Below are 19,936 nucleotides of genomic sequence, written 5' to 3'. Positions count from 1 at the left end.
CGCGCGGCATTCGGCCTGGATGCCGCCGCGATGGCCGGGTCGGGGCCTTCCTCTTGTCGGACCATCCGCTTCATGGACGCCTCGCAGTTCTTCGTGATCGCCGGCCTGATCTTCATCAACGGTTTCTTCGTGGCCGCCGAGTTCGCCCTGGTCAAGGTCCGCACCAGCCAGATCGACCAGCTCGTGGAGAAGGGGAACTGGGCGGCCAAGCTGACCAGTCGGGCCCTGGATCGGCTGGATGCCTACCTGTCGGCGTCGCAACTCGGGATCACGGTGGCCAGCCTGGCGCTGGGCTACGCCATCGAGAAGGTGGTCCACCCGATCGAGGGGCTGCTGGTCCGGATCGGGCTGGGGTCCGAGGGGGACCACGCCGGGTCGGGCTCGTTCGCCTGGATCATGGCCTTCTCGTTCGTCACCTTCCTGCACATGGCCCTGGGGGAGCAGGCCCCCAAGAGCCTGGCGATCCGGTCGGCCAAGACGGTCTCGCTCCTGACGGCGCCGTTCCTGATCGCGTTCTATTACGTGTTCTTCCCGGTCATCTGGCTCCTGAACGGCGCCAGCAACCTCACGCTCTGGGTGATCGGGCTGGGCCATTCCGACCACGCCGAGGTGTCGCACACCGAGGAGGAACTCCGCCACATCGTCGCGGAGAGCGTGGCCGGCGGGCACCTGACCCGCAACGAGCGGATGATGATCGAGAACGTCCTGAACCTGGAGCGGAAGACCGCCCGGCGGGTGATGGTCCCCCGGCCCGACATCGTCTACCTCAGCCTGTCTCGGCCCCTGGAGGACAACCTCCGCGTGGCCCGGCAGGCGGGGCACACCCGCTACCCGATCTGCGAGGACGACCTGACGACGGTGATCGGCATGATCCACGTCAAGGACTTGTTCCGCGCCGGGGGGCAGGGGGCCCGGCCCGACCTCCGCAAGTCGATGCGGCGGGTGCCGTTCCTGCCCGCCTCGCTCCAGCTCGACCAACTCCTCTTCGAGTTCCAGAAGAACCAGGTCCACCTGGCCATGCTCCACGACGAGTACGGCAGCGTGGTCGGCATGGTGAGCCTGGAGAACGTCCTGGAAGAACTGGTCGGGCCGATCCAGGACGAGTTCGACCGCGAGACGCCGCAGGTCTCGCCCCTGGGGGATGACGTCTTCGAGGTCGATGCCTCCTGCCCGCTCGACGTCCTGGCCGAATCCTGCGGCGTCCAGGTGCCCGAGACCGACGCCGAGACCGCCGGCGGGCTGATCCTCGACCGGCTCGGCCGCCTGGCCCTGGCCGGGGACGCCGTCACGGTGGGCGGCCACCGCCTGACCGTCCTCCGCGCCGACCCGACCCGGATCCGCACGATCCGCGTCGAGCCCTCGCCCCGGCCAGAGCCCAGGGGCTGAACGCCGCCCGCCGTTCGGAACCCCGTTTGCGAGGGCAGGGGATCAACACCCCGCCCGCCCCGGGGCCGGACCGCGGAACAACGAACCTATGTCGACCTTCTACAAGACCGAAGACCTGGCCCGCCTGCCCGAAGTCGCCTCCGGCGCCCCCGCCCTCTGGGAGAAATTCCAGGGCTGGTACTCCGAGGTCTTCCGGGACGGCGAACTCACAGCCCGCGAGAAGGCGCTGATCGGCCTGGCGGTGTCCAACGCCCTCCAGTGCCCGTACTGCATCGACGTCACCACGCGGTCGAGCCTGGAGCAGGGGTGCAGCGTCCCCCAGATGACCGAGGCCATCCAGGTGGCCGCCGCCATCCGCGCCGGGGCGACCCTCTCGCACGGGATCCAGATGCGCGAGGTGGCCGACCAGAGGACCGGCTGATCGGCCCCCCGGCTCAGAAGCCGAGGTCGTCGAATAGCCGGGCCAGGTAGCCTTCGATGTCCCGGGCGGTGCGCAGGTAGACGTCGCGATCCGAGCCGATCGGGTCGGCGACGTCGTCGCCCAGGGGGTGGAGCAGGCGGGCCCGGTCGGCGACCTCGGGGACCTGGTCGAGCAGGGCGTCGAGGTGGTCCAGGGTCATCGCGACGATCCAGTCGGCCTGGCGGACCATCTCGGCGGTGGCCCTCCGGCTGGCGTGCGCATCGAGCGACCCCCCGCGCGACCGGACGACATCGATCGCATGGGCGGCGGCGGGCATGCCGTCGTGGGCGGACACCCCGGCCGATTGGACGACATAGCCCCGCCCGACCAGCTCGTCGGGGCGGCAGCCCAGCCGATCGGCGAGGCGGGCCTTGCACAGCGCCTCGGCCATCGGGCTCCGGCAGGTGTTGCCGGTGCAGACGAACAGGATGATGGTCCCGGCCATCCGCCCCAGGGCCTGCGCCGACAGCACGCCGGGCCGGGCGATCTCCCAGCCCTCGGGGGTGACGGCGACCACCGTGGCGGGGCCGCCCAGCCGGGTCGGGCCGTTGTCCAGGATCATGTCCAGCCCCTCGACCTCGGCCAGATCGTCGGCGGTCACCGGCACCCGTCCCACCAGCGTGCCGGCCGCCGGCGCGATCGATCGGACCAGCGGGCCGGGCATCAGCCGGAGGATCTCGCGGACCATCGGGTCGCCGGGCGCCCGGACCGCGATCGTGCCGTCGGTCAGCAGGAACGACCGGACCTCGGGAGTGAGCCGCCGGGCCAGCCCCTGCTCGGCCACCGGCAGGATCAGCGTCATCGGCCCGGGCCAGGCCCGGCGCGCCAGCCGCCGCCCGGCCTCGGACGGCACGTTGGCCCAGTCGGCGACCTCGTCGGCCCCCTTCAGGAACAGGGTCGGGAACCCATGAGGGTTGGCCACCTGGGCCCGCGCCGGGGCGGCCAGGACGCGGAGCCGGGCCACCGCCTCCGGCCTCAGGGCGCAGGCCACCAGCCCATAGGCGGCCTCGGTGGGCAAACCCACCACGCCTCCCTGGGCCAGGCACGCCACGGCCCGGTGGACCACGTCGCGCGGGTCGTCGGCCCGGGTCAGGTCGATCCGTTCCACCATCGATCGGCCTCGGGGGGTTGGGGGAGATTCGAGGTCGGTAGGGATCGTGGATCTTCGATGCATCGGCGCTGGCTGGGCTACCCGGCCCCGCCCATCCCGCTTTACTTTACGGATCGACGCGGCGGCCGGTCAACCCGTCCACCCGGCCCGCCCGGGGCCGATGGATCTCCACCCGCCGAGTCAGGCTCGATTCCGCCAACCGCGCGGATCTCGCCGCGTGTGATAGACCGCCAGCACGGTGATTTGATCATCGTCCTGGCGGTAGATGACGGAGAACGGGAACCGGCGGACCAGCGCGATCCTGAGCCTCTGAAAGACCCTGGGATGAAGTTCCGGTCCCTGTCGGATGCCCTGGAACGCCTCGTCGACGCACAGCAGAAATTCGTCCCCGAGCCCAGGCTGACGGCCGTCGTACCACGCCTTGGCCTCGGCCAGGTCGGCCTCGGCCTCGGGGTTGACGATCAGTGGCAGGATCAACCCCCGGCCCCCCGCAACCGCTCCCGAACTTCCTCCCACGGGGCGCCGGCCTTGGGGTCATCGCGATGGGCGTCCAGGCGTCGCCGGAGATCCTGCTCCTGGGATTCGGAGAGCCTGATTTCCTCCGGGGAGGCGGCGATGCTATCCCAGAGTTCCTCGACCAGCAGGAGGCGTTCGGCCACGCTCAGCCGATCCAATCCAAGAGATTTCATCGACGTGGGCATGGGATCACTCCACGGCGGAGAACCATCGTTTTCCACGATCCTATCACCACCGGTCGGCGCCGGGAAGCCGGGGCCCTGGACCTCAGAACAGCAGGGTGATCCCCTTGACCTCGCGGAGCCGGGCGTAGATGGCGCGGACCTGGTCGGGGGTCTGTACCGTGATGTCCATGGTGAGCGAGACGTGCTTGCCGTTGGGCGTGGAGCGGACGACGTGGTCGATCTCGCCGGCGGAGGCGAGCTCCAGGGCGGCGGCCTCGACCACCCTGAGGGCGAAGTCGTCCTCGGCGGCGCCGATCGCCTTGATCTGGTAGACACCCGGGAAGGTGTGGTTGGAGACGAGCAGGTCTTCCGATGGGCGATGATCCATATCCATCTGGCCGATCCCCTGGCGACTGACAAGAGGGCGGGTCCGGGCGCGTCGCGATGGCGCGATCCTCATTATAGGCCGGCCCGCCCTCCGGTCCAAACCGGGAGGCGGTTTCGTCAGGGCCCCCCGGCGGGCCGGGTCGCGGGCCGGGGCGTCGCGGCGGTGGCGTCGGAGGCCAGCTTGCCGAGCATCGTCTGTTCGAACCCCTTGAGGTCGGTCCAGAACGTGCCGGGGCCGGCGTAGAAGACCCCCAGGCGGAGGTCGGCCGGCAGCCCCTCGGCGAACTGGTAGCGGTTGTAGGCGTCGCCACCGCCCAGGGCCTTGACCGACCGGACGTAGAGGTCGGCGCGGGCCTGGTTGGCCAGCTCGATGGTCTGGGCGTTGGCCTCGCCCAGCGCCTTGGTCGTCTGGGCCTCGACGATCGCGGTCCGGGCATCCACCTCGGCGCGGGCGCGCTCGGTGTCCGCCTCGATCTCGCGGGCCCGCTTCTCGCCGGAGGCGACCACCTGCGCGGCCATCTTCTCGGTCTCGGCGGCGGTCCTCCGCTTCTCCAGGGTGACCTTGGCCTTGGCCTCGGTCAGGTCGGCCTGGGCCTCGGCGGTCAGGCGCTCCTGCTCGCGGGTCCGGGTCAGCTCGTCGGCGATCTTCGCCTTCTGGATCGGCCCGCGCACCTGCACCGGGACGTCGATGTGCCGGGTCAGGCCGAACAGGAGCGTCAGCCCCTTGGACTCCAGGACCTTCTGCAACTCCAGCGAGGTCTCGTCCTGGAACTGCTCGCGGCTCTCGCCGACCAGCAGGTCCACGGCGCCCCTCTTGGAGCCGTAGAGGCGGCAGATCGAACCGATCTGGGGCAGGATCACCTTCTGCTCCACGTCGGAGAGCAGGCCGAACCGGCGGACCAAATCGGGCGCCTGCTCCGGCATGATGCCCCAGATGGCGGTGTAGTCCAGGTGGATCGGGAACCCGTCGTTGGACGGGAACTCCAGCCCCGTGCCCGGCTCGTAGACCGGGTCGCGGGTCAGGTCCGACCGCGACGCCTTGTCGGACTTGCTGGTGAGGCTGGCCTCGTTGAACCCGACGCTCACCACGTCGACCTGCTTCTCCTCGGGGTTGAGGAAGTAGAGGCCGGGCTGGAGCACCTCGTCCTGGATCCCCTGGGCCTGGCCGGCGACCGGGTCGTTGGTCCGGTTGGTCACCACGCCCACGAACCCGGGCGGGATCAGCGCCGGGTCCCCTTCGCGGCGGGGGATCACCGACCGGGGGGTGATGCACGACCCGGCGCCCACCACCTTGACCTCGTACGCGTAGTCGTTGAGCCGGTAGCGGCCCGGGGTCAGCACCCGCCGCCAGATCCCCTGGAAGCCGTCGCCGTCCACCAGGAACGTCCCCGGCGGCAGCGGCTTGCCCAACTTGGACACGACCACGCCGATCTGGCCGGGGTCGATCAGGATGTCGGGGACCAGCCGGGTCTCGTACTCCAAAGGGGAATAGAAGTGCCGGCCGGGGCCCGGCATGGCCTCCAGGATCCCCACGCCCGCCGGGCGCCCCTTGCTGTCGAGCTTGACCAGCCCCGAGGTCTTGGGGATCTCCCGGAGCGCGAACGGCCACGGCCCCCGGTAGCGGAGCAGGAGGCTCTGGCCGGGCGGGACCTCGATGCGGCAGATGGTCCACCGCCAGAACCCGACGTAGCCGATCAGGTACACGGCCGTCGCGGCGAGGAACACGGCGATCGACCGCAGGATCAGGGGGCGGTTCATGACGGGTCCTCCTCGGCGATGCTCGGGGCCGGGGCCGGGGCCGGGGTGGGCGTCGGCGCGGGGGCCGCGACCGGGCCGGGGGCCGGCGACGGGGGGCGGGGGCTCGGGGCGGAGAACTGGTCGAACAGGCCCATCAGGGGGCCGTCGGTGTTGGTCATGATCGAGCGGAAGGCCGGGGCGACCTTGCGGACCAGGACGCTCCGGGCCAGCGCCGCGCCGTCGCCGTCGAAGGCGGCCACCCGCTCGGCGAGGCCGGCGACCTCGGCCCGGTTGTTGAACCGGATGACCTCGGCATCGGCCTGGGCCTTGGCCACGATGGCGGAGGCCTGGTCCTTGGCCGCCTCCAGCCGGGTCTGGGCGACCTTCAGCTTCTGCTCGGCCAGGGTGATGGCGACCAGGTTATCCTGCTCGGCGCGGGTGGTCTTCTCGATCACCCCCTGCTCGGCCTCGACCACCTTCTGCTTCTGCTCGGCCAGCAGCACCTGGATCTGGAGCTGGGCCTCGGAGATCTGCTGGAGCTTCTCCTGCTTGTACTGGGATAACTCCTGCTTGGCGACCTCGCGGGCGCGGACCGGGCCGGCGATCTCCTGGGGGGGCAGGATCGTGGTGATGGCCACGGCCAGGATCTCGATCCCCTGCTTGCGGCAGTTCTCCGTCAGGCTGGCGACCAGGGTCCTCTGGAACGCCTCGCGGTCGTTGCCGCTGATGAACTGGCCGCCGCTGAGCTTCGACCCGCCGGTGCGGCACAGCGACCGGCTCTCCGGGGTGATGATCTTGGCGATGATCTCGGCGTCGATCGAGTCGCCGTTGGCGTCGTCGTTGTACTTGACGAAGACCTCGGCGGCCCGCTCCGGGATCACCCGGAACTCGACCGCCCCGTCCAGCGTGACCGGGAAGCCGTCGGACGACAGGAAGTCCATCCCGTCGTCCTGGTTGAGGTTGAACCGCTTGGACCGGCAATCGACCAGGCTGACCCGGGCCTCGTAGGGGTTGAGATAGTGGGTGCCGGGCTCCAGGGTCTTCTCCTGGACCCCGCGCTCCCCCACGGCGACCAGGAAGGAGTTGGGCACCCTGGCCCGGGTGCCCGACATCAGGGTGACGACCCCGCGGAAGCCGGCCGGCACGGTGACCGGCTCGTGCTGCTCGATCTTGGTCGCATACGGGTTGATCGGGTAGCGGCCGGGCAGGAGGACGCCGCGGCGGATCCCCTTCTGCCCCTCGTCGGCCAGCGCCTGCCCGGCCGGGAGGTCGGCCCCCGCCAGGGCGATCCGGACGCCGAGCTTGCCGCTGGGGATCTCGACCTGGGGGCCGATCTCCCACGACCAGTAGAGCGGGTTGTAGAAGTAGCGGCCCTCGGTCAAGACGCCGTCGTGGGGCCCGTCGGCCTGCACGCCCTTGTAGTAAGACCCATCCTTGGCCCGGCCCGGCGCCAGCTCCATGTCGCGTTCCAGGTCGAGGCCGGCCAGGCGGACGAGGACGGCCTGCTGGCCGGTGCCAACCTCGACCTTGCACGCCCCGTAGGCGATCATCGCGGCCACGCCCGCCGCGATCGCCACGCCCAGGATCACGCCCGCCCCGACACGCCGGCGACCGAACCCGCCCGGCCCGTCCCGTCGCGCTTCGAACCGACTCATGGTCGTCTCCGCTGTGCCCGCATGCCCCGGGGCCGGGGCCGGATCGGCCCGAACGCCCCCGACGCGCCTGGATATTCGCGCGTCGATCTCCGTTATTCGTACACCCGGATCAGGGTTTGCGCAAGCGGCAAACTCGGCTGGCCGGGTCGGAGGGGGCGGGGCTGCGGATCGGGAGTGATGGGCGCGCGAAACCGCCCCGGGGGGCCGAGGCGGCATCCCGGGGCGTCGGTGTGCGGGCGTCTTCGAGGTCCCCCGCCGGCTCGCGGTGGCGGCAACCCCGCATCGGCGGTCGCGATTACTTCTTGCGGTGCCTGATCTTGCTGCGCATGCGGCGCTTCTTGCGACCCACCTTGCGGCGACCTTTTCCACGGCGGCGACTGGCCATACTCGCTCCTCGGCTGGCGATGAAAGACGGTGGCTTCGGTCCCCGGATACGCCCCGCCCCGGCCCCATCCCCCCGATCGAGGGGCCTGCGGGCTGGTGGCGCCGGACGGGCCGCTTCGGTGGCCGACCGGGGAAAGCCCCGAGTCTACCCGGATCGGCCTCGCCGCTCAAGGGCAGGGAGTGCGAGACATCCCGGCGGGGTGTGCCTTTTGCTCTTGGCGTTCGGATTTCCGGGTGGCTGTGGTTGGCTTGCCAACCACGGCGCCGACGAGCCCGCCCCGGCGATCGATGGCCGGCGTCGATCATCCTCGGCCCGGTGCCGCGATGGTCAGCACACCGCGATCGTGGCGCCGGCGCCGTGGTTGGCAAGCTGTTCAATGCAGGGACATGGGTTACGGTGAGTGCAGGGACATGGGTGGCGCTTTGAGGGCAGAATCGGGCCTCGAAAGGAGGCCTGAGATGCCCTGGAAGGTTGATCCCGTGACCGAGCAGCGCATCGCCTTGGTCCATGCCGTCCGCACCGCCGGCCTCTCCGTCGCCGAGGCCGCCCGACGCTACGGCGTCAGCCGCAAGACCGCCTTCAAGTGGCTGGCCCGCCACGACGCCGAGCCCGATCGCCCCCTGGCCGACCGCTCTCGACGCCCGGCCAGAAGCCCCTCCCGCACCGCCGACGACCGGGAGCTGATCGTCCTGGAGGCCCGCGATCGCCACGGATGGGGGCCCCGCAAGCTCCACGCCCATCTCAAGGCCCAGGGGCACCAGGCCCCGCCGATCCGCACCATCGCCGCGATCCTCCGCCGCCACGGCCGCGTCGCCGCGCCCGTCGCCGCCCCGCCGCCCACCCCGGCCCCCCAGCGGTTCGAGAGGTCCGGGCCCAACCAGCTCTGGCAGCTCGACTTCAAGGGGCCGCTGGAGGTCGGCCGCGCCCGGGTCGTCACGCTCTCGATCATCGACGACCACAGCCGCTACCTGCTCGCCCTGAGGCCCTGCGCCGACATGACTTATGCCACCACCCAGGCGGTCCTGTGGGGGTTGTACGGGGAGGTCGGGATGCCCGAGGCGATCCTCTGCGACAACGCCTTCTCGGCCCGCAACACCGGGGTGGGGCTGTCGGGCTTCGACGCCTGGCTGATCCGCCTGGGGATCCGGCCGCTGCACGGGCGGGCCTACCACCCGCAGACCCAGGGCAAGGTCGAGCGGTTCCACGGCACCCTGGAACGCGAGGTCTGGCCCAAGGTCAGGCGCGATGAGTCGGAGCACTTCCGGGCCGACCTGGAGGCGTGGCGGCCGGTGTACAACTCGGTCCGGCCGCACGAGGCGCTGGGGGATGAGCCGCCGGCGACCCGCTGGGCGCCCAGCCCGCGTCGCCGGCCCGACGCGGTGCCCGAGATCACCTACCCGGCCGACGCCGAGGTGCGGGTGGTGGGCCAGGACGGGTCGACCCGCTGGCGTCGCGCCCGGATCAAGGTGGGGGTGGGGCTGTCCGGCGAGCGGGTGAGGGTGGACGACCAGGGGCACCAGGTGGAGGTGTACTACGGGACCCACCGGGCCCGGGTCATCGCCGCGGAGCAGTTGAAGCCCGGCGTGACGGCATGGACGATGGTGTAAACTTCGATCGGCCGGGCGCGCCACCCATGTCCCTGCGCCGGCGCCACCCATGTCCCTGCATCGCACAGCAAGCCAACCACAGCCACCCAGGACCGCCGAGCCACATGCCAAAATCAAAGGGCACACCCTCCCGGCGCCCGACCCTCACTCGGGTACGATCCGGATGCTCGCGATCTGGCCATCCGGGGTCTCGCCGATGGTCAGGATCAGGTCCGCCTCCCCCAGCGTCGCCCGGTAGCGGTGGGAACGCAGGCCGTCCGCCTCCTTCATGCCGAGCGGGGCAAACGAGCCGAGCGGGCCGAGGCCGGCGAGCTGCTTGCGGACATCCCCGATCGGCCCCGGGAACAGGGCCTCCTTCGCCTCGGGGGTGAACAGGCCCGGGTCCAGCGTCCCGTCGCGCCAGGCGACCAGGGCCGCCCTGTGCCTCGCCGTGATCGCCGGGTCGGCCTTCGCGTCGGGAGGGGGCGGTGCCGGGGCGGCCAGCGACGGGGCGTAGAGGGCGGCGATCCCCCGGCCGATCTGGGCCGCGCCGGCGTTGGCGATGTTGGACAGGACGATCACCGAGAGCTTCTCGTCGGGGAAGCGGCCGATGTAGGCGCTGGTGCCGGGGAACCCGCCGGCGTGCTCCAGGACCGGGCGGCCGCGACGCTCGCCGATCACCCAGCCGAACCCGTACCCGGTGGGCTTGCCGTCGGCGAGCCGGCCCGGGGTCCACATCTCACGGAGGGTCGCCCGGGGCAACAGCCGATCGCCGTCGAGCGCGGCCTCCCACTTCGCCAGGTCGAGCGCCGTGCTGACCACCGCCCCGTCGCCGGTCGCCGCCAGGCTCGGGCTGATCCATTCGCTGAGGCGGAGGACGCCCCACGACCGCTCGTATCCCGCGGCCCGGCGCGGGATGATCGCCCGCGGGTCGTTGACCCGGGTCGATTTCATCCCCAGGGGCTCGAAGATCCGATCCCGGCAGAAGGCGGCCAGGCTCGTTTCGCCCGCCTTCGCGACGATCATTCCGAGCAGGACGTAGTTCGTGTTCGAGTAGGCCCAGCGCGTGCCCGGGGGGAACTCCAGGGGCTCGTCGGCCACCATGCGGATCAGGTCGGCCTCTGCATAGTCCTGGCGCAACGACAGGTTCTTGGCCCTGAGGTATTCCTTGATCCCCGATGTGTGCCCGAGCAGGTGCCGCACGGTGATGCCGGCCCAAGCCTTGGGCAGCCCGTCCAGCTTGCCGGCGATCGGGTCGTCGACCGAGAGTTCGCCGTCCCGGGCGAGGAGCATGATCGCCGTCGCGGTGAACTGCTTGCTGACCGAGGCCAGGCCGAAGACGGTGTCGGGGGTCGCGGGGGCGGACCACTCCAGGTTGGCCATCCCGTAGCCGCGGGCCAGCACCACCTCGCCCCGATGGACGACGGCCACGGCCAGCCCCGGGATCAGCCGCTTCGCGACCTCCCCCTTGACGTAGGCGTCCGCGTCGTCGGCCACGCCCGCCGACGCGGGGGCGGCCCAGGGCAGGGCGAGGCACAGGATGAGGATGAGCTGCGCCGCCTTCATCGGATCGACCCTCCGGTTCCTCGCCCGTCGGCGACGGGCCGCGTGACGAATGGAGGATCTTCGCGGCGGGCGGGCCGGATCTCAAGCGAAATCCCGGCGGGGCGCCCGGGGAGGACATGGGCCACGCCGCGGCATCGGGGCGTGGCCCATCCGGCTCCGTCAGGCCTCCCGCCCCCGGCGCGGGCCCACGCCGGGAGGGGAAGGCGAAGGGGAATGTATGACGCGGATCGTCCGGTGTCTACTGCTGGATCCGAATCTCGTGATTCGTCAGGTTGCGGAACCCGGATTCGGTGATCACGTAGTTGCGCTCGAAGCGCATCCCGCCGATCCCGTCGACGTAGAGGCCGGGCTCGACCGTGACCACGTCCCCGACCTGCAGCGTGTCCGAGCTGTGCGGGACGAAGAACGGGGCCTCGGGGTGGCCCAGGCCGATGCCGTGGCCGGTGTGGTGCGGGAACGCCTTCTCGAAGCCGAGCAGGCCGAACAGCTTGCGGACCGCGGCGTCGACCTCGCGGGCGGGCACGCCGGGGGCCAGCTTGCTTTCCGCCACGCGCAGGGCGTTGACGCAGGCCTCGAACAGCTCGCGCTGGCGGGCCGTCGGGGCGCCCCCCACGACGAACGTGTTGGTGAAATCGCCGCGATAGCCGCCGACGATCACCGAGAAGTCGAGCAGGAGCAGGTCGCCCTCCTCGATCACCCGCGAGGTCGGCGGCCCGCCCTTGTCTTCCCAGGTCCGGGGGCCGGAGGCGAAGTCGCCGTAGATGATGGCCGGCTCGCCCAGGCTCTCCTGCGCGGCCCTCTGGACCAGAAGGCAGGCGTCCAGCTCGGTCATGCCGGGGCGGACCTCGGCCAGGGCCCGCGCGTGGGCGGCCTCCCCGGCGCGGATGGCGCGGGCGATCACGGCCAGTTCGTCCGGGTCCTTGGCACGCCGCATCGGGCCGACGATCGGGCCGAGGTCGGCGACCTCGACCGACGGATGGACCTGCCGGAGCCCCTCGACCACGCCGGCCGGCACGGTCGCCTCGTCCACGCCCACCCGACGCGCCCCGCCCTCGGCCAGCCGGACCAGGACGGATTCGACGAGCTGGGTCCGGCGCGGGTCGGGCGTCTTGTCGCCGTCGTACCAGGTCGGGGCGAAGGTGTCGTCGACGTGGGCCTTGGCCACGAACGGGCCCATCATGTCGTCGGCCACCAGGGTCGCCCGGCCCGGCTCCAGCAGGAGCAGGGCACCGGACTCGTTGGTCCGGAAGGCGAACGGCGACGGGACGTAGTTGGCGAAGTAGACCAGGTGGGCCGGGTCGGCCAGCACCAGCACGTCGCACCGATCGGGCAGGGCATCCCACAGCCGGGCACGCCTCGCGGCGCACCCGGCGGCGGTCAATCCGGTCCCGTCGCCCTCGGGGATGGGGGCGCTCACCGCTGCACCCGGGCCGATCCGCCCTTGGCGAAGGCTTCGACCTCGGGGAGCCGGGCCATGGTGGTGTCGCCCGGGAAGGTGGTCAGCAACGCGCCGTGGGCCCAGCCGAGGCGGAGCGCCTCCTCGGGGCTCTTGCCGGCGAGCAGGCCGTAGATCAGCCCGGCGCAGAAGCCGTCGCCGCCGCCGATCCGGTCGACCACGTCGAGCTGGGTGGTGGGGCTGACGTATTCCTTGCCGTCCAGCCACAGCACCGCCGCCCAGTCGTGGCGGTTGGTGGAGTGGACCTCGCGGAGCGTGGTGGCCACCAGCTTGATGTGCGGGTGCTTCTTGGTGACCTTGCCGATCAGCTCGAAGAAGGCGGCCGGGTCGAGCTTCGACTTCTGCTCGACCGGGTCCGGGCCGCCCTCGATGCCCAGGCCCTTCTGGAGGTCTTCCTCGTTGCCGATCAGGCAGTCGACGTGCTCGACGATCTTGGCGATCGTCTCCACGCCCTTCTGGGCGCCGCCGACCGACGCCCACAGCTTGGCGCGGTAGTTGAGGTCGAACGACGTGACGGCGCCGGCCGCCTTGGCGGCCTTCATCCCCTCGATGATGACCTGCGAGGTCGTCTCCGACAGGGCGGCGAAGATCCCGCCCGAGTGGAACCACTTGACCCCGCCCTTGAAGATGGCGGGCCAGTCGAAGTCGCCCGGCTTGAGCTGGGCGCCGGCCTCGTTGGACCGGTTGTAGAACACCACCGGGGCGCGGACGCCGAGGCCGCGGTCGCTGTAGACCGCCGCGATGTTCGGCCCGCGGACGCCGTCGTGGGCGAACCTTTTGTAGAACGGCTTCACGCCGTACTCGCGGACCTTCGCCTCGACCAGCTCGCCGATCGGGTAGTCCACCATCGCCGAGGCGATGCCGGTCTTCATGCCGAAGCAGTCGCTCAGGTTGGCCGCCACGTTGTACTCGCCGCCCGAGACGTGGATGTCCAGCGTCTTGGCCTTGCGGAACGGGATGATGCCCGGGTCGAGCCGGTGCACCAGGGCGCCCAGGGCCAGGAAGTCCAGCTCGCTCGGTTCGCTACGCAGGCCCAGGCTGCTCATGTCGGTCCCCAACTGGAGGCAAGAGGGAGAGGTCGATGTGGATAGGTGATGACGGGTCGGGTCGGTTCAGGCGACGTTGACGAAGACCTTCAGCGCTTCCTTGTCTTCCAGCAGCGTCATCATGGCGGCGTACTGGTCGAGCCCGGAGACCGGGTGGGTCAGGATCCTGGCGGTCACGCCCGGGTAGGTGTGCTCGCCCAGCGACAGCGCCTGCAACCCCAGCTCGAAGTGCTTGCGGTTGCCGTTGACGCTGGAGACCAGGAGCTTGTTGCCCAGGACCCATTCCAGGTTGATCTTGGCGCCGTCGACGGTCACGTCCTTGTTGCCCCCGGTGATGCTGGTCCAGACCAGCGCCCCGTTGTGGGCCAGGACGGTCATGCTGTCGAAGCAGACCTGGGCGTTGCCGGTCGCCTCGAAGATCAGGTCGGGCTTGCCGACCCTCCTGGCCAGGTCGGCCAGGGATTCCTGCTTGCTGCTGACGTAGGTGCCGCCATACTGGCCCACGATCTCGCTCTTCAGGTGCGGGCCGGGCTTGGTGGCGATCGTGAAGACCTCCATCCCCCGGAGCCGGAGCATCATCGTGGCCAGCAGGCCGATCTGCCCGGCCCCCAGCACGAACGCCCGCTTCGGCTCCCAGACCTGGAGCCGTTGCTGGGCCAGGTACGCCTGCTCGATCGCCTTGGCGCACACGCTGGCCGGCTCGGCCAGCACGCCCAGATGCTTCAGGTCCACCGGCACCTTGACGACGTAGTCGGCGTCATCGACGAACCGCTCGGTCAGGTAGCCGTGGCACAGGTTGATCCCGCGCTCGTAATAGACCTCGTCGCTGGTGATGTCGTTGCGGCCGATCCGGTCGTAGATCGACCCGCCGGGCCGGCGCACCGTGCACGAGACGTAGTCGCCGGGGACGACCTCGGTCACCTTCGGGCCGACTTCCAGGACCCGGCCGAAACTCTCGTGGCCGATCACCAGGAAGTCGCCCCCGGGCGGGGCGTTGCCGTACAGGGCCTCGTTGATCTCGCGGTCGGTGGCATCGACGCCGACCTGCAGGACCTCGACCAGAACGCCGCGGCCTTCGGGGATCGTCGTGACGTGCGGGTGGGGCTGATCGGCCAACTGGGGGGCCGGGATGTCCCGCAGGTGGACGCTGTGCGGGCGCCCGGGATGGACGGCGACGGCTTTCATCCGGAGTTCGACTCGTCGGGGATAGGCGGACCAACCCAGGCGCCGGCCCCACGCCCGGGCACGTCGCTCCCCCCGTCGCGCGGGACATCCTCGGGCCCTCGATCCCGGGGGATCGACGAGCGGGCGGCCGGCGCGAGACGCGGGGCCACCACTCTACCACACCGCCCGCTCCCATCAACACCCTCGCCCGGCGTCCGCGCCGGCCAGGGAACTCGGCGGCCGGCGCCGGCACTAAGGGGTGAGGGAAGGGGGCGTGGCCAACCCCCTCGATCCTATCGGGCCGGCGTCGTCGCCGAGCCCCCCATCCCGCGAGGCCGGGGCCTTCCCCGGATCGCGTGACCGCCGGCCACCCTGTCGAGATCCCCACGGCGATGCGCCGCGGGGTCGGCCTCGCCACGGGCTCATCGCATCACCTGACATGGACGGAATCCCATGCCCCGATTCGCTCGCCTGCTCTCGCTCGCCTGCGGCCTCGCCCTGACGTTCTCCCCGTCGGCGCGGGCCAACTTCTACGTCGGCCACGACACCGGCACCGGCACCAACAACGGCCGCCTGACCCTGCTATTCAGCCACGGGGACCACTTCCACCGGATCGGCGTGTTCGGGGGTAACGAGGGGCGGATCCCCGAGGCCTCGGCGGGCGGCCCGCTCTCGCTCCGGGTGGGCACCGGGGCCCTGGCCGGCCGCCTCGTGAGCGGCACCTATGACGTCGCCAACGACCCCACCAGCGAGTACAGCAACCTGGAGATGCGGTCGATCCAGACCCTTCTCGGCTTCCCCGCCGGCTCGCCGGAGGCCATCCTGGCCAACAGCAGCGGTGGACGCTACCTGGGCTCGCTGTCCGGGGTGTCGCTGGCCCTGGAACTGGTCTCGATCACGACGGGGCTGAACGTCGGCACGGCGGCGGGCGTCCCGCTCCTCTCGGCCGCCGGCGACCGCCTGGCGCTGGGGGCCGCCGCCTCGTTCACGCCGTTCACGCCGACCTTCTTCACCGATCCGGGCGTCACCTCGGGCCCCTTCGCGGCCACCTTCCGGCTCGTCGACCTGAACGGGACGCTGGGCCAGTCGGGCACCTTCCGCTACGAGTTCACGGCCCAGCCGTCGGCCGTGCCCGAGCCGGCCAGCCTGGCGATGGCGGGCCTCGGGCTGGGCGCGGTGGGCCTCGCCGCCCGGCGACGCCGCCGCCTCGCACCGGCCCCGTCGATCTGAAGCCTCCCGCGCCCCCGACCCTCGCCGGGCGGGGGCCACGCAAAACCGTCGACTTTGTCGACGCGGGCCCCCCGGAGGCGTAGGTTCCCTTCCGGTCGCCACCCCACATGATGCCCGCCCCGGAACGGATGAATCGACCATGGGCCTGATCAGGGATCGCTCCCGCGGCACCGCACCTCTGAAGATGCTCGTCTTCGGCCTGATCCTGATCGGCATCCAGGCCTACATGGCCGCCGGTTCGGAGGCGGGGCGATACCTGGCCGAGAATTCCCTCAGGAAGCTCCTGATCCAGGCCCCGGCGGGGATCGTCGCGGCCTGGATCGCCTCGCGCTTCCTGGACGTCGACTTCGGGACGCTCGGCGGCTTCGCGCTCCGGATCCTGGCCATCGACGTGATGGCGGACGGGGTGGCGTGCTGGGTCCCCATCCCGATCCTCGGCATCATGGCCGAGGTCGTCGTGATGCTCCTGGGCTATTTCCTGCTGTTCGAATTGACGAAGTGGCAATCCATCTTCGTGGTCGTGCTCAACTTCATCGTGCTGTTTGGCGCCTATGATTTCATGGCGAATGAGCCTCGATGGTTCGGGGCAAGGCACCCGCATCATCGGGCGGCACGCTGGCGATATCGGTGAACTGTCCGGATCGGCCGCCGCGGGATCCATTGGCTCCTCCCCGGCTCATGAAGGGATGTCGTGAGCCCGGGCCATCCCGATCCTCTCGCGCGACGGCCGGGGAACGCTCGACCGGCCGGCTCGTCGCGGATAGATTCGAAGGCCGTCGCGGTCGGATCTGTCGCCTACAGATCGGTCCGAGTCGGTCGGTCGCAATGCGTGCGGGTGGGCATCCGAGGGTTTGCATCATGGCCAGGCGGATCGTCAGTCTCGTCCCGTTAATCGCCGCCCTGGCGATGGTGGCGGTCGCCTCGCCCGGATCCGGGCAAACCGTGCCGCCCGCGAAACCGGCCGCGCCGCAGCCTCCGGCCCCCGCCCCCGCCCCCGTCGAGCCGGCCGACGACGTCACCGATGACCCGTGGGAGGAGCGCAAGATCCGCGCCCGCGAGGACGTCGCGTACCTGGAGGCCCTCCAGAAGGCGAAGCAGGCCGAATGCCGCGAGTCGGAGCTGCGGGTCGCGACGTTCACGCGCTGGCAGGCCGACCTGGCGAGGCAGAAGCAGAAGGGCCTGACCACCCCGTTCCAGCTGAACATCACCGACGTCAATCTCGCCGAATACCAGTCCGAGATGGAGATGAGGCGGGTCGAGCAGAAGGACATCGAGATCCGCCTGGCCCGCGCCCGCCGCAAGCTCCGCGCGGTCGAACGCTCCGGCGCCGTGCCCGAGGCGGAGTCCGTGCCCAACGACGACCGCATCCGCGAGCTGGAAATCAAGGTCGAACGGCTCCGCAAGGAGATGGAGCGGGCCAGCCGGTTCACCGAGACCTCCCGGCACAGGGAGTTGCTGCCGCCGCACTGACCCGACTCGCCCCGGGTCCGGCACCGATCCGGGAATCACGGGCGGGCGAGAAATACCCCGAGAAAATCCCGCGTCGGCGGCGTCATACCCGTGGGGAGCGGGGATCGACGGCGGGGCGAGGGCGATGCGGCATGGACGCGGCGGGGCCGGAACTGCTGGGGCGTTTGTTCGACGACCATGCCCCGGCCCTGGCCCTGTACGCCCGGCAGTGGTGCGAGGCCCCCGAGGACGTCGTCCAGGAGGCGTTCGTCCGGCTGGCCTGCCAAAGATCCGTGCCCGACCGCGTGGTGCCGTGGCTGTTCCGCGTGGTCCGCAACGGGGCGATCTCCGCGAGCCGGGGGGAGCGCCGCCGGCGCGGCCGCGAGGCCCGGGCATCCAGCCCCGAGGCCTGGTTCGCCCCGACCGGCGACCCGATCGACGCGGCCCACGCCTCGCGGCTGGTGGCCGGCCTCGACGGCGACCTCCGCGAGGCGGTCGTGGCCCGGGTCTGGGGCGGCCTCAGCTTCGACGAGATCGCCGCGCTGCACGGCTGCTCGGTCGCCACCGCCCACCGCCGCTATCACGCCGGCCTGGCCCGGCTCCGGGAGCAGATCTCATGACCGACGACGGGCACGACCCCGACCTGGAACGACGGCTGGCCTCCTGGCGCCCCTCGCCCATCGACCGCGATCGGATGCTGTTCGCCGCCGGCGCCGCCTCGGCCCGCGCCCGGGGACGCGACCGCCTGTGGGCCCTGGCCCTGGCCGCCTCGCTGCTCATCTCGGCCGGATTGAGCTTTCAACTCGTACGCGAGCGTCAGCAGCGTCATCTGGCCGGGCTTGACGTGCTGGAGGCGAAAGCGAGCGTCGAGGAGCGTCCCACAGTCGCCCCCTTCGATCCGCCGATCCTGGACGCCGACCGGCAACGCGCCATCGAGCGTCGGGTGATCGAGATGGTCGAACGCCTCGATGCCCTGCCGGACGGGCCGGATCAAGGGCCGCCGATCCGGATCCACGACGTGGACCGCCTCCTCGACTTGTGACGGTCGGGGCCTTGCCCCGCCCTTCCTCCCGAATCTCGCCCGCGCGTGGTGGGCGAGCCCGTTCTTCGTCCGCCATTCACGGAGGTGATCGGCCCATGCCCATGTCCCTGAAAGTTCGATCCGGAGTGTTTGCCCTCGCGATCGGCCTGCCGGCGATGACCGGATCGATGGCCACGGCTGCGCCGTGGGACGAACCCCAGGTGAAGATCATCCGGTCCGACGAGCCGGTGGAGAGGGGCCTCACCATCTCGCCGGCCCCGGCCCCCCGCCCCGCCTTGCGGCATCGGCTGCTGCCGGAGGCCTCGTCGTTGACCCCGGGGAATGCCGCCCCGATTTACCTCCGTCTGCACTGGTGGCGGGGGACCGAGCTGAGGAAGGAGGTGGGGGAGAAGGATAACGCCTGGATCAGCGTCGCCACCCACTTCGGCGGGCGAAACCCGAGGCCGATCGAGGCGATCCCGATCGCCGAGGCCCGCGCCTGGCTGGAGGGCTGGCGTCCGGTCCTCGCCCAGATCGGCTACGGGGCCCACCGCCGGGACTGCGACTGGGCCGATCCCTACCTCGAGCACAGGGAATCGGGGCGAGACATCATGGCCGCGGGCACCCGGGACACCCCCGTTGCCTGGGCGGCTTTGCTGGCCATCCAGGCCCGGGTCGAGACGGCCGAGGGGAAATTCGACGACGCCATCCGGACCATCCAGACCGGGTTTGCCTACGCCCGGCACGTCGGCCGGGGGCCATTTCTCGCCAGCAGCTTCGGGGCGCTGATCAACGCCCGGTACATGGTGGACGAGTTGGAGGTGCTCATCGGCCGGCCCGGATCTCCCAACCTCTACTGGGCGCTGACGGCCCTGCCCCGGCCCCTGATCGACTTCCGCGACGCCCTGGAGATCGAGCAGGCGCTCGTGGAGGACATCGTCCCCGAACTCGGCGAGCTGGATCGGCCCCGCACCGACGCGGAATGGGCCGATCTCCTGACGAGGCTGATCGGCCGCCTCAACGACCTGTTCCGGCACCACTGGGCCTCGGATGACCGGCCGGAATCGCTCGCCAAGGTCCAGGTGCCGAGCGTCGATCAGTTCCGGGCGAAGTGCCTCGCGTCGGCCCGGGACCGGCTTCGCGACGCCCCCTCGGGCCGGCCGATGTCGGACGACGAGGCCCTGGCCCGCTACCTGGCCGCCGTCTATCGCGAGTACCGGGACGAGAGGTTCAAGTGGCAGTACCTGCCCATCCCGGAGGCGGCGGCGTCCGACCCCTATGGTCGGGAGGAGACCATCACGATCGAACGGATGGGCATCTACGCCGCGCTCGATGAGGTCATCATGAGTGCCCGGTTGGCCCGGATCGTCGAGGCGAGGCTCGCCCGCCGCATCGCCGTCTTGCGGACCGTGGAGGCGATCCGGCTCCACCTCGCCGCCGGGAAGGGGCTCCCCAGGACGCTGGACGAGATCCGGGACATCCCCCTGCCGCTCGACCCCGCGACGGGACGGCCGTTCGACTACCGCCTCGACGGGGATTCGGCCGTCATCTCCGGGCCGAAGCTGGACAAATCCACGCCCGGCCCCCTGTATCGGATCACCCTCCGCAAGTGATCCG

19 protein-coding genes are annotated in these 19,936 nt (G+C 71.0%); 9 read left to right on the top strand and 10 right to left on the bottom strand.

Going from position 1 to position 19,936, the window contains the following annotated elements:
- Nucleotides 1-72 precede the first annotated feature (72 nt).
- On the top strand, nucleotides 73-1,386 hold the full coding sequence (locus TA3x_RS27550) for a hemolysin family protein (RefSeq protein ID WP_435017889.1): 1,314 nt from the start codon (nucleotides 73-75) through the stop codon (nucleotides 1,384-1,386).
- Nucleotides 1,387-1,474: 88 nt separating this feature from the next.
- A complete protein-coding gene (locus tag TA3x_RS27545; protein WP_435017888.1) occupies nucleotides 1,475-1,807 on the top strand; it encodes an arsenosugar biosynthesis-associated peroxidase-like protein in 333 nt (110 codons plus the stop codon).
- A 13-nt stretch (nucleotides 1,808-1,820) separates the two neighbouring features.
- Here TA3x_RS27545 and TA3x_RS27540 read toward each other — a convergent pair whose 3' ends face one another.
- From TA3x_RS27540 to TA3x_RS27515, 6 genes are all read right to left on the bottom strand, one after another.
- Nucleotides 1,821-2,957, bottom strand: a complete 1,137-nt coding sequence (locus tag TA3x_RS27540) for a Sua5/YciO/YrdC/YwlC family protein (RefSeq protein ID WP_435017887.1) — start codon at nucleotides 2,955-2,957, stop codon at nucleotides 1,821-1,823.
- A gap of 180 nt (nucleotides 2,958-3,137) precedes the next feature.
- Nucleotides 3,138-3,434, bottom strand: a complete 297-nt coding sequence (locus tag TA3x_RS27535; RefSeq protein WP_435017886.1) for a type II toxin-antitoxin system RelE/ParE family toxin — start codon at nucleotides 3,432-3,434, stop codon at nucleotides 3,138-3,140.
- On the bottom strand, nucleotides 3,431-3,616 hold the full coding sequence (locus tag TA3x_RS27530) for an addiction module protein (protein WP_435017885.1): 186 nt from the start codon (nucleotides 3,614-3,616) through the stop codon (nucleotides 3,431-3,433). Before TA3x_RS27530 ends, TA3x_RS27535 begins: the two co-directional genes overlap by 4 nt.
- 124 nt (nucleotides 3,617-3,740) lie before the next feature.
- A complete protein-coding gene (locus TA3x_RS27525; RefSeq protein ID WP_435017884.1) occupies nucleotides 3,741-4,031 on the bottom strand; it encodes a YbeD family protein in 291 nt (96 codons plus the stop codon).
- Nucleotides 4,032-4,141: 110 nt separating this feature from the next.
- Nucleotides 4,142-5,782: an SPFH domain-containing protein gene (locus TA3x_RS27520; protein ID WP_435017883.1), complete on the bottom strand. Its 1,641-nt coding sequence runs from the start codon at nucleotides 5,780-5,782 to the stop codon at nucleotides 4,142-4,144.
- On the bottom strand, nucleotides 5,779-7,416 hold the full coding sequence (locus TA3x_RS27515; RefSeq protein WP_435017882.1) for an SPFH domain-containing protein: 1,638 nt from the start codon (nucleotides 7,414-7,416) through the stop codon (nucleotides 5,779-5,781). Before TA3x_RS27515 ends, TA3x_RS27520 begins: the two co-directional genes overlap by 4 nt.
- An 843-nt stretch (nucleotides 7,417-8,259) precedes the next feature.
- Between TA3x_RS27515 and TA3x_RS27510 the strand changes: the two genes are divergently transcribed.
- Entirely contained in the window at nucleotides 8,260-9,408 is a 1,149-nt protein-coding gene (locus TA3x_RS27510) for an IS481 family transposase (protein ID WP_435017881.1), read from the top strand.
- 144 nt (nucleotides 9,409-9,552) lie between these two features.
- Here TA3x_RS27510 and TA3x_RS27505 read toward each other — a convergent pair whose 3' ends face one another.
- The 4 genes from TA3x_RS27505 to TA3x_RS27490 form a co-directional block, all read right to left on the bottom strand.
- Nucleotides 9,553-10,953 carry a serine hydrolase domain-containing protein gene (locus TA3x_RS27505; protein ID WP_435017880.1) on the bottom strand — a complete coding sequence of 467 codons (1,401 nt, stop codon included), beginning with the start codon at nucleotides 10,951-10,953 and terminating at the stop codon, nucleotides 9,553-9,555.
- A 238-nt stretch (nucleotides 10,954-11,191) separates the two neighbouring features.
- Nucleotides 11,192-12,370, bottom strand: coding sequence for a M24 family metallopeptidase (locus tag TA3x_RS27500; protein WP_435017879.1), 1,179 nt, complete (start codon nucleotides 12,368-12,370; stop codon nucleotides 11,192-11,194).
- Nucleotides 12,367-13,455, bottom strand: a complete 1,089-nt coding sequence (locus TA3x_RS27495; protein ID WP_435017878.1) for a PfkB family carbohydrate kinase — start codon at nucleotides 13,453-13,455, stop codon at nucleotides 12,367-12,369. Before TA3x_RS27495 ends, TA3x_RS27500 begins: the two co-directional genes overlap by 4 nt.
- 66 nt (nucleotides 13,456-13,521) lie before the next feature.
- Nucleotides 13,522-14,640, bottom strand: coding sequence for a glucose 1-dehydrogenase (locus tag TA3x_RS27490; protein WP_435017877.1), 1,119 nt, complete (start codon nucleotides 14,638-14,640; stop codon nucleotides 13,522-13,524).
- Between the two features lie 432 nt (nucleotides 14,641-15,072).
- Here TA3x_RS27490 and TA3x_RS27485 point away from each other — a divergent pair, with 432 nt between their 5' ends.
- The 6 genes from TA3x_RS27485 to TA3x_RS27460 all read left to right on the top strand — a co-directional run bounded on the left by TA3x_RS27485 (nucleotide 15,073) and on the right by TA3x_RS27460 (nucleotide 19,932).
- A complete protein-coding gene (locus tag TA3x_RS27485; RefSeq protein WP_435017876.1) occupies nucleotides 15,073-15,849 on the top strand; it encodes an all3515 family Zur-repressed PEP-CTERM protein in 777 nt (258 codons plus the stop codon).
- A 139-nt stretch (nucleotides 15,850-15,988) separates the two neighbouring features.
- Complete coding sequence (locus TA3x_RS27480) at nucleotides 15,989-16,480, top strand: hypothetical protein (RefSeq protein ID WP_435017875.1); 492 nt, start codon at nucleotides 15,989-15,991, stop codon at nucleotides 16,478-16,480.
- A 227-nt stretch (nucleotides 16,481-16,707) separates the two neighbouring features.
- Entirely contained in the window at nucleotides 16,708-17,319 is a 612-nt protein-coding gene (locus TA3x_RS27475; protein WP_435017874.1) for a hypothetical protein, read from the top strand.
- A gap of 131 nt (nucleotides 17,320-17,450) precedes the next feature.
- Nucleotides 17,451-17,918 (top strand): RNA polymerase sigma factor, encoded by a 468-nt coding sequence (locus tag TA3x_RS27470; protein WP_435017873.1) that lies wholly within the window; start codon nucleotides 17,451-17,453, stop codon nucleotides 17,916-17,918.
- Complete coding sequence (locus TA3x_RS27465) at nucleotides 17,915-18,340, top strand: hypothetical protein (RefSeq protein ID WP_435017872.1); 426 nt, start codon at nucleotides 17,915-17,917, stop codon at nucleotides 18,338-18,340. Before TA3x_RS27470 ends, TA3x_RS27465 begins: the two co-directional genes overlap by 4 nt.
- A 167-nt stretch (nucleotides 18,341-18,507) precedes the next feature.
- The gene (locus tag TA3x_RS27460; protein WP_435017871.1) at nucleotides 18,508-19,932 is read left to right on the top strand and encodes a hypothetical protein; all 1,425 of its coding nucleotides are present in this window, start codon (nucleotides 18,508-18,510) and stop codon (nucleotides 19,930-19,932) included.
- The last annotated feature ends 4 nt before the right edge of the window (nucleotides 19,933-19,936 follow it).

Origin of the sequence: Tundrisphaera macrotermitis (genome assembly GCF_051175315.1) — a bacterium.
In the GTDB taxonomy this organism is placed as follows: domain Bacteria; phylum Planctomycetota; class Planctomycetia; order Isosphaerales; family Isosphaeraceae; genus Tundrisphaera.
The sequence above is the reverse complement of the archived record's forward strand: the minus strand, read 5'-3'. Positions and strand labels throughout refer to the sequence as shown.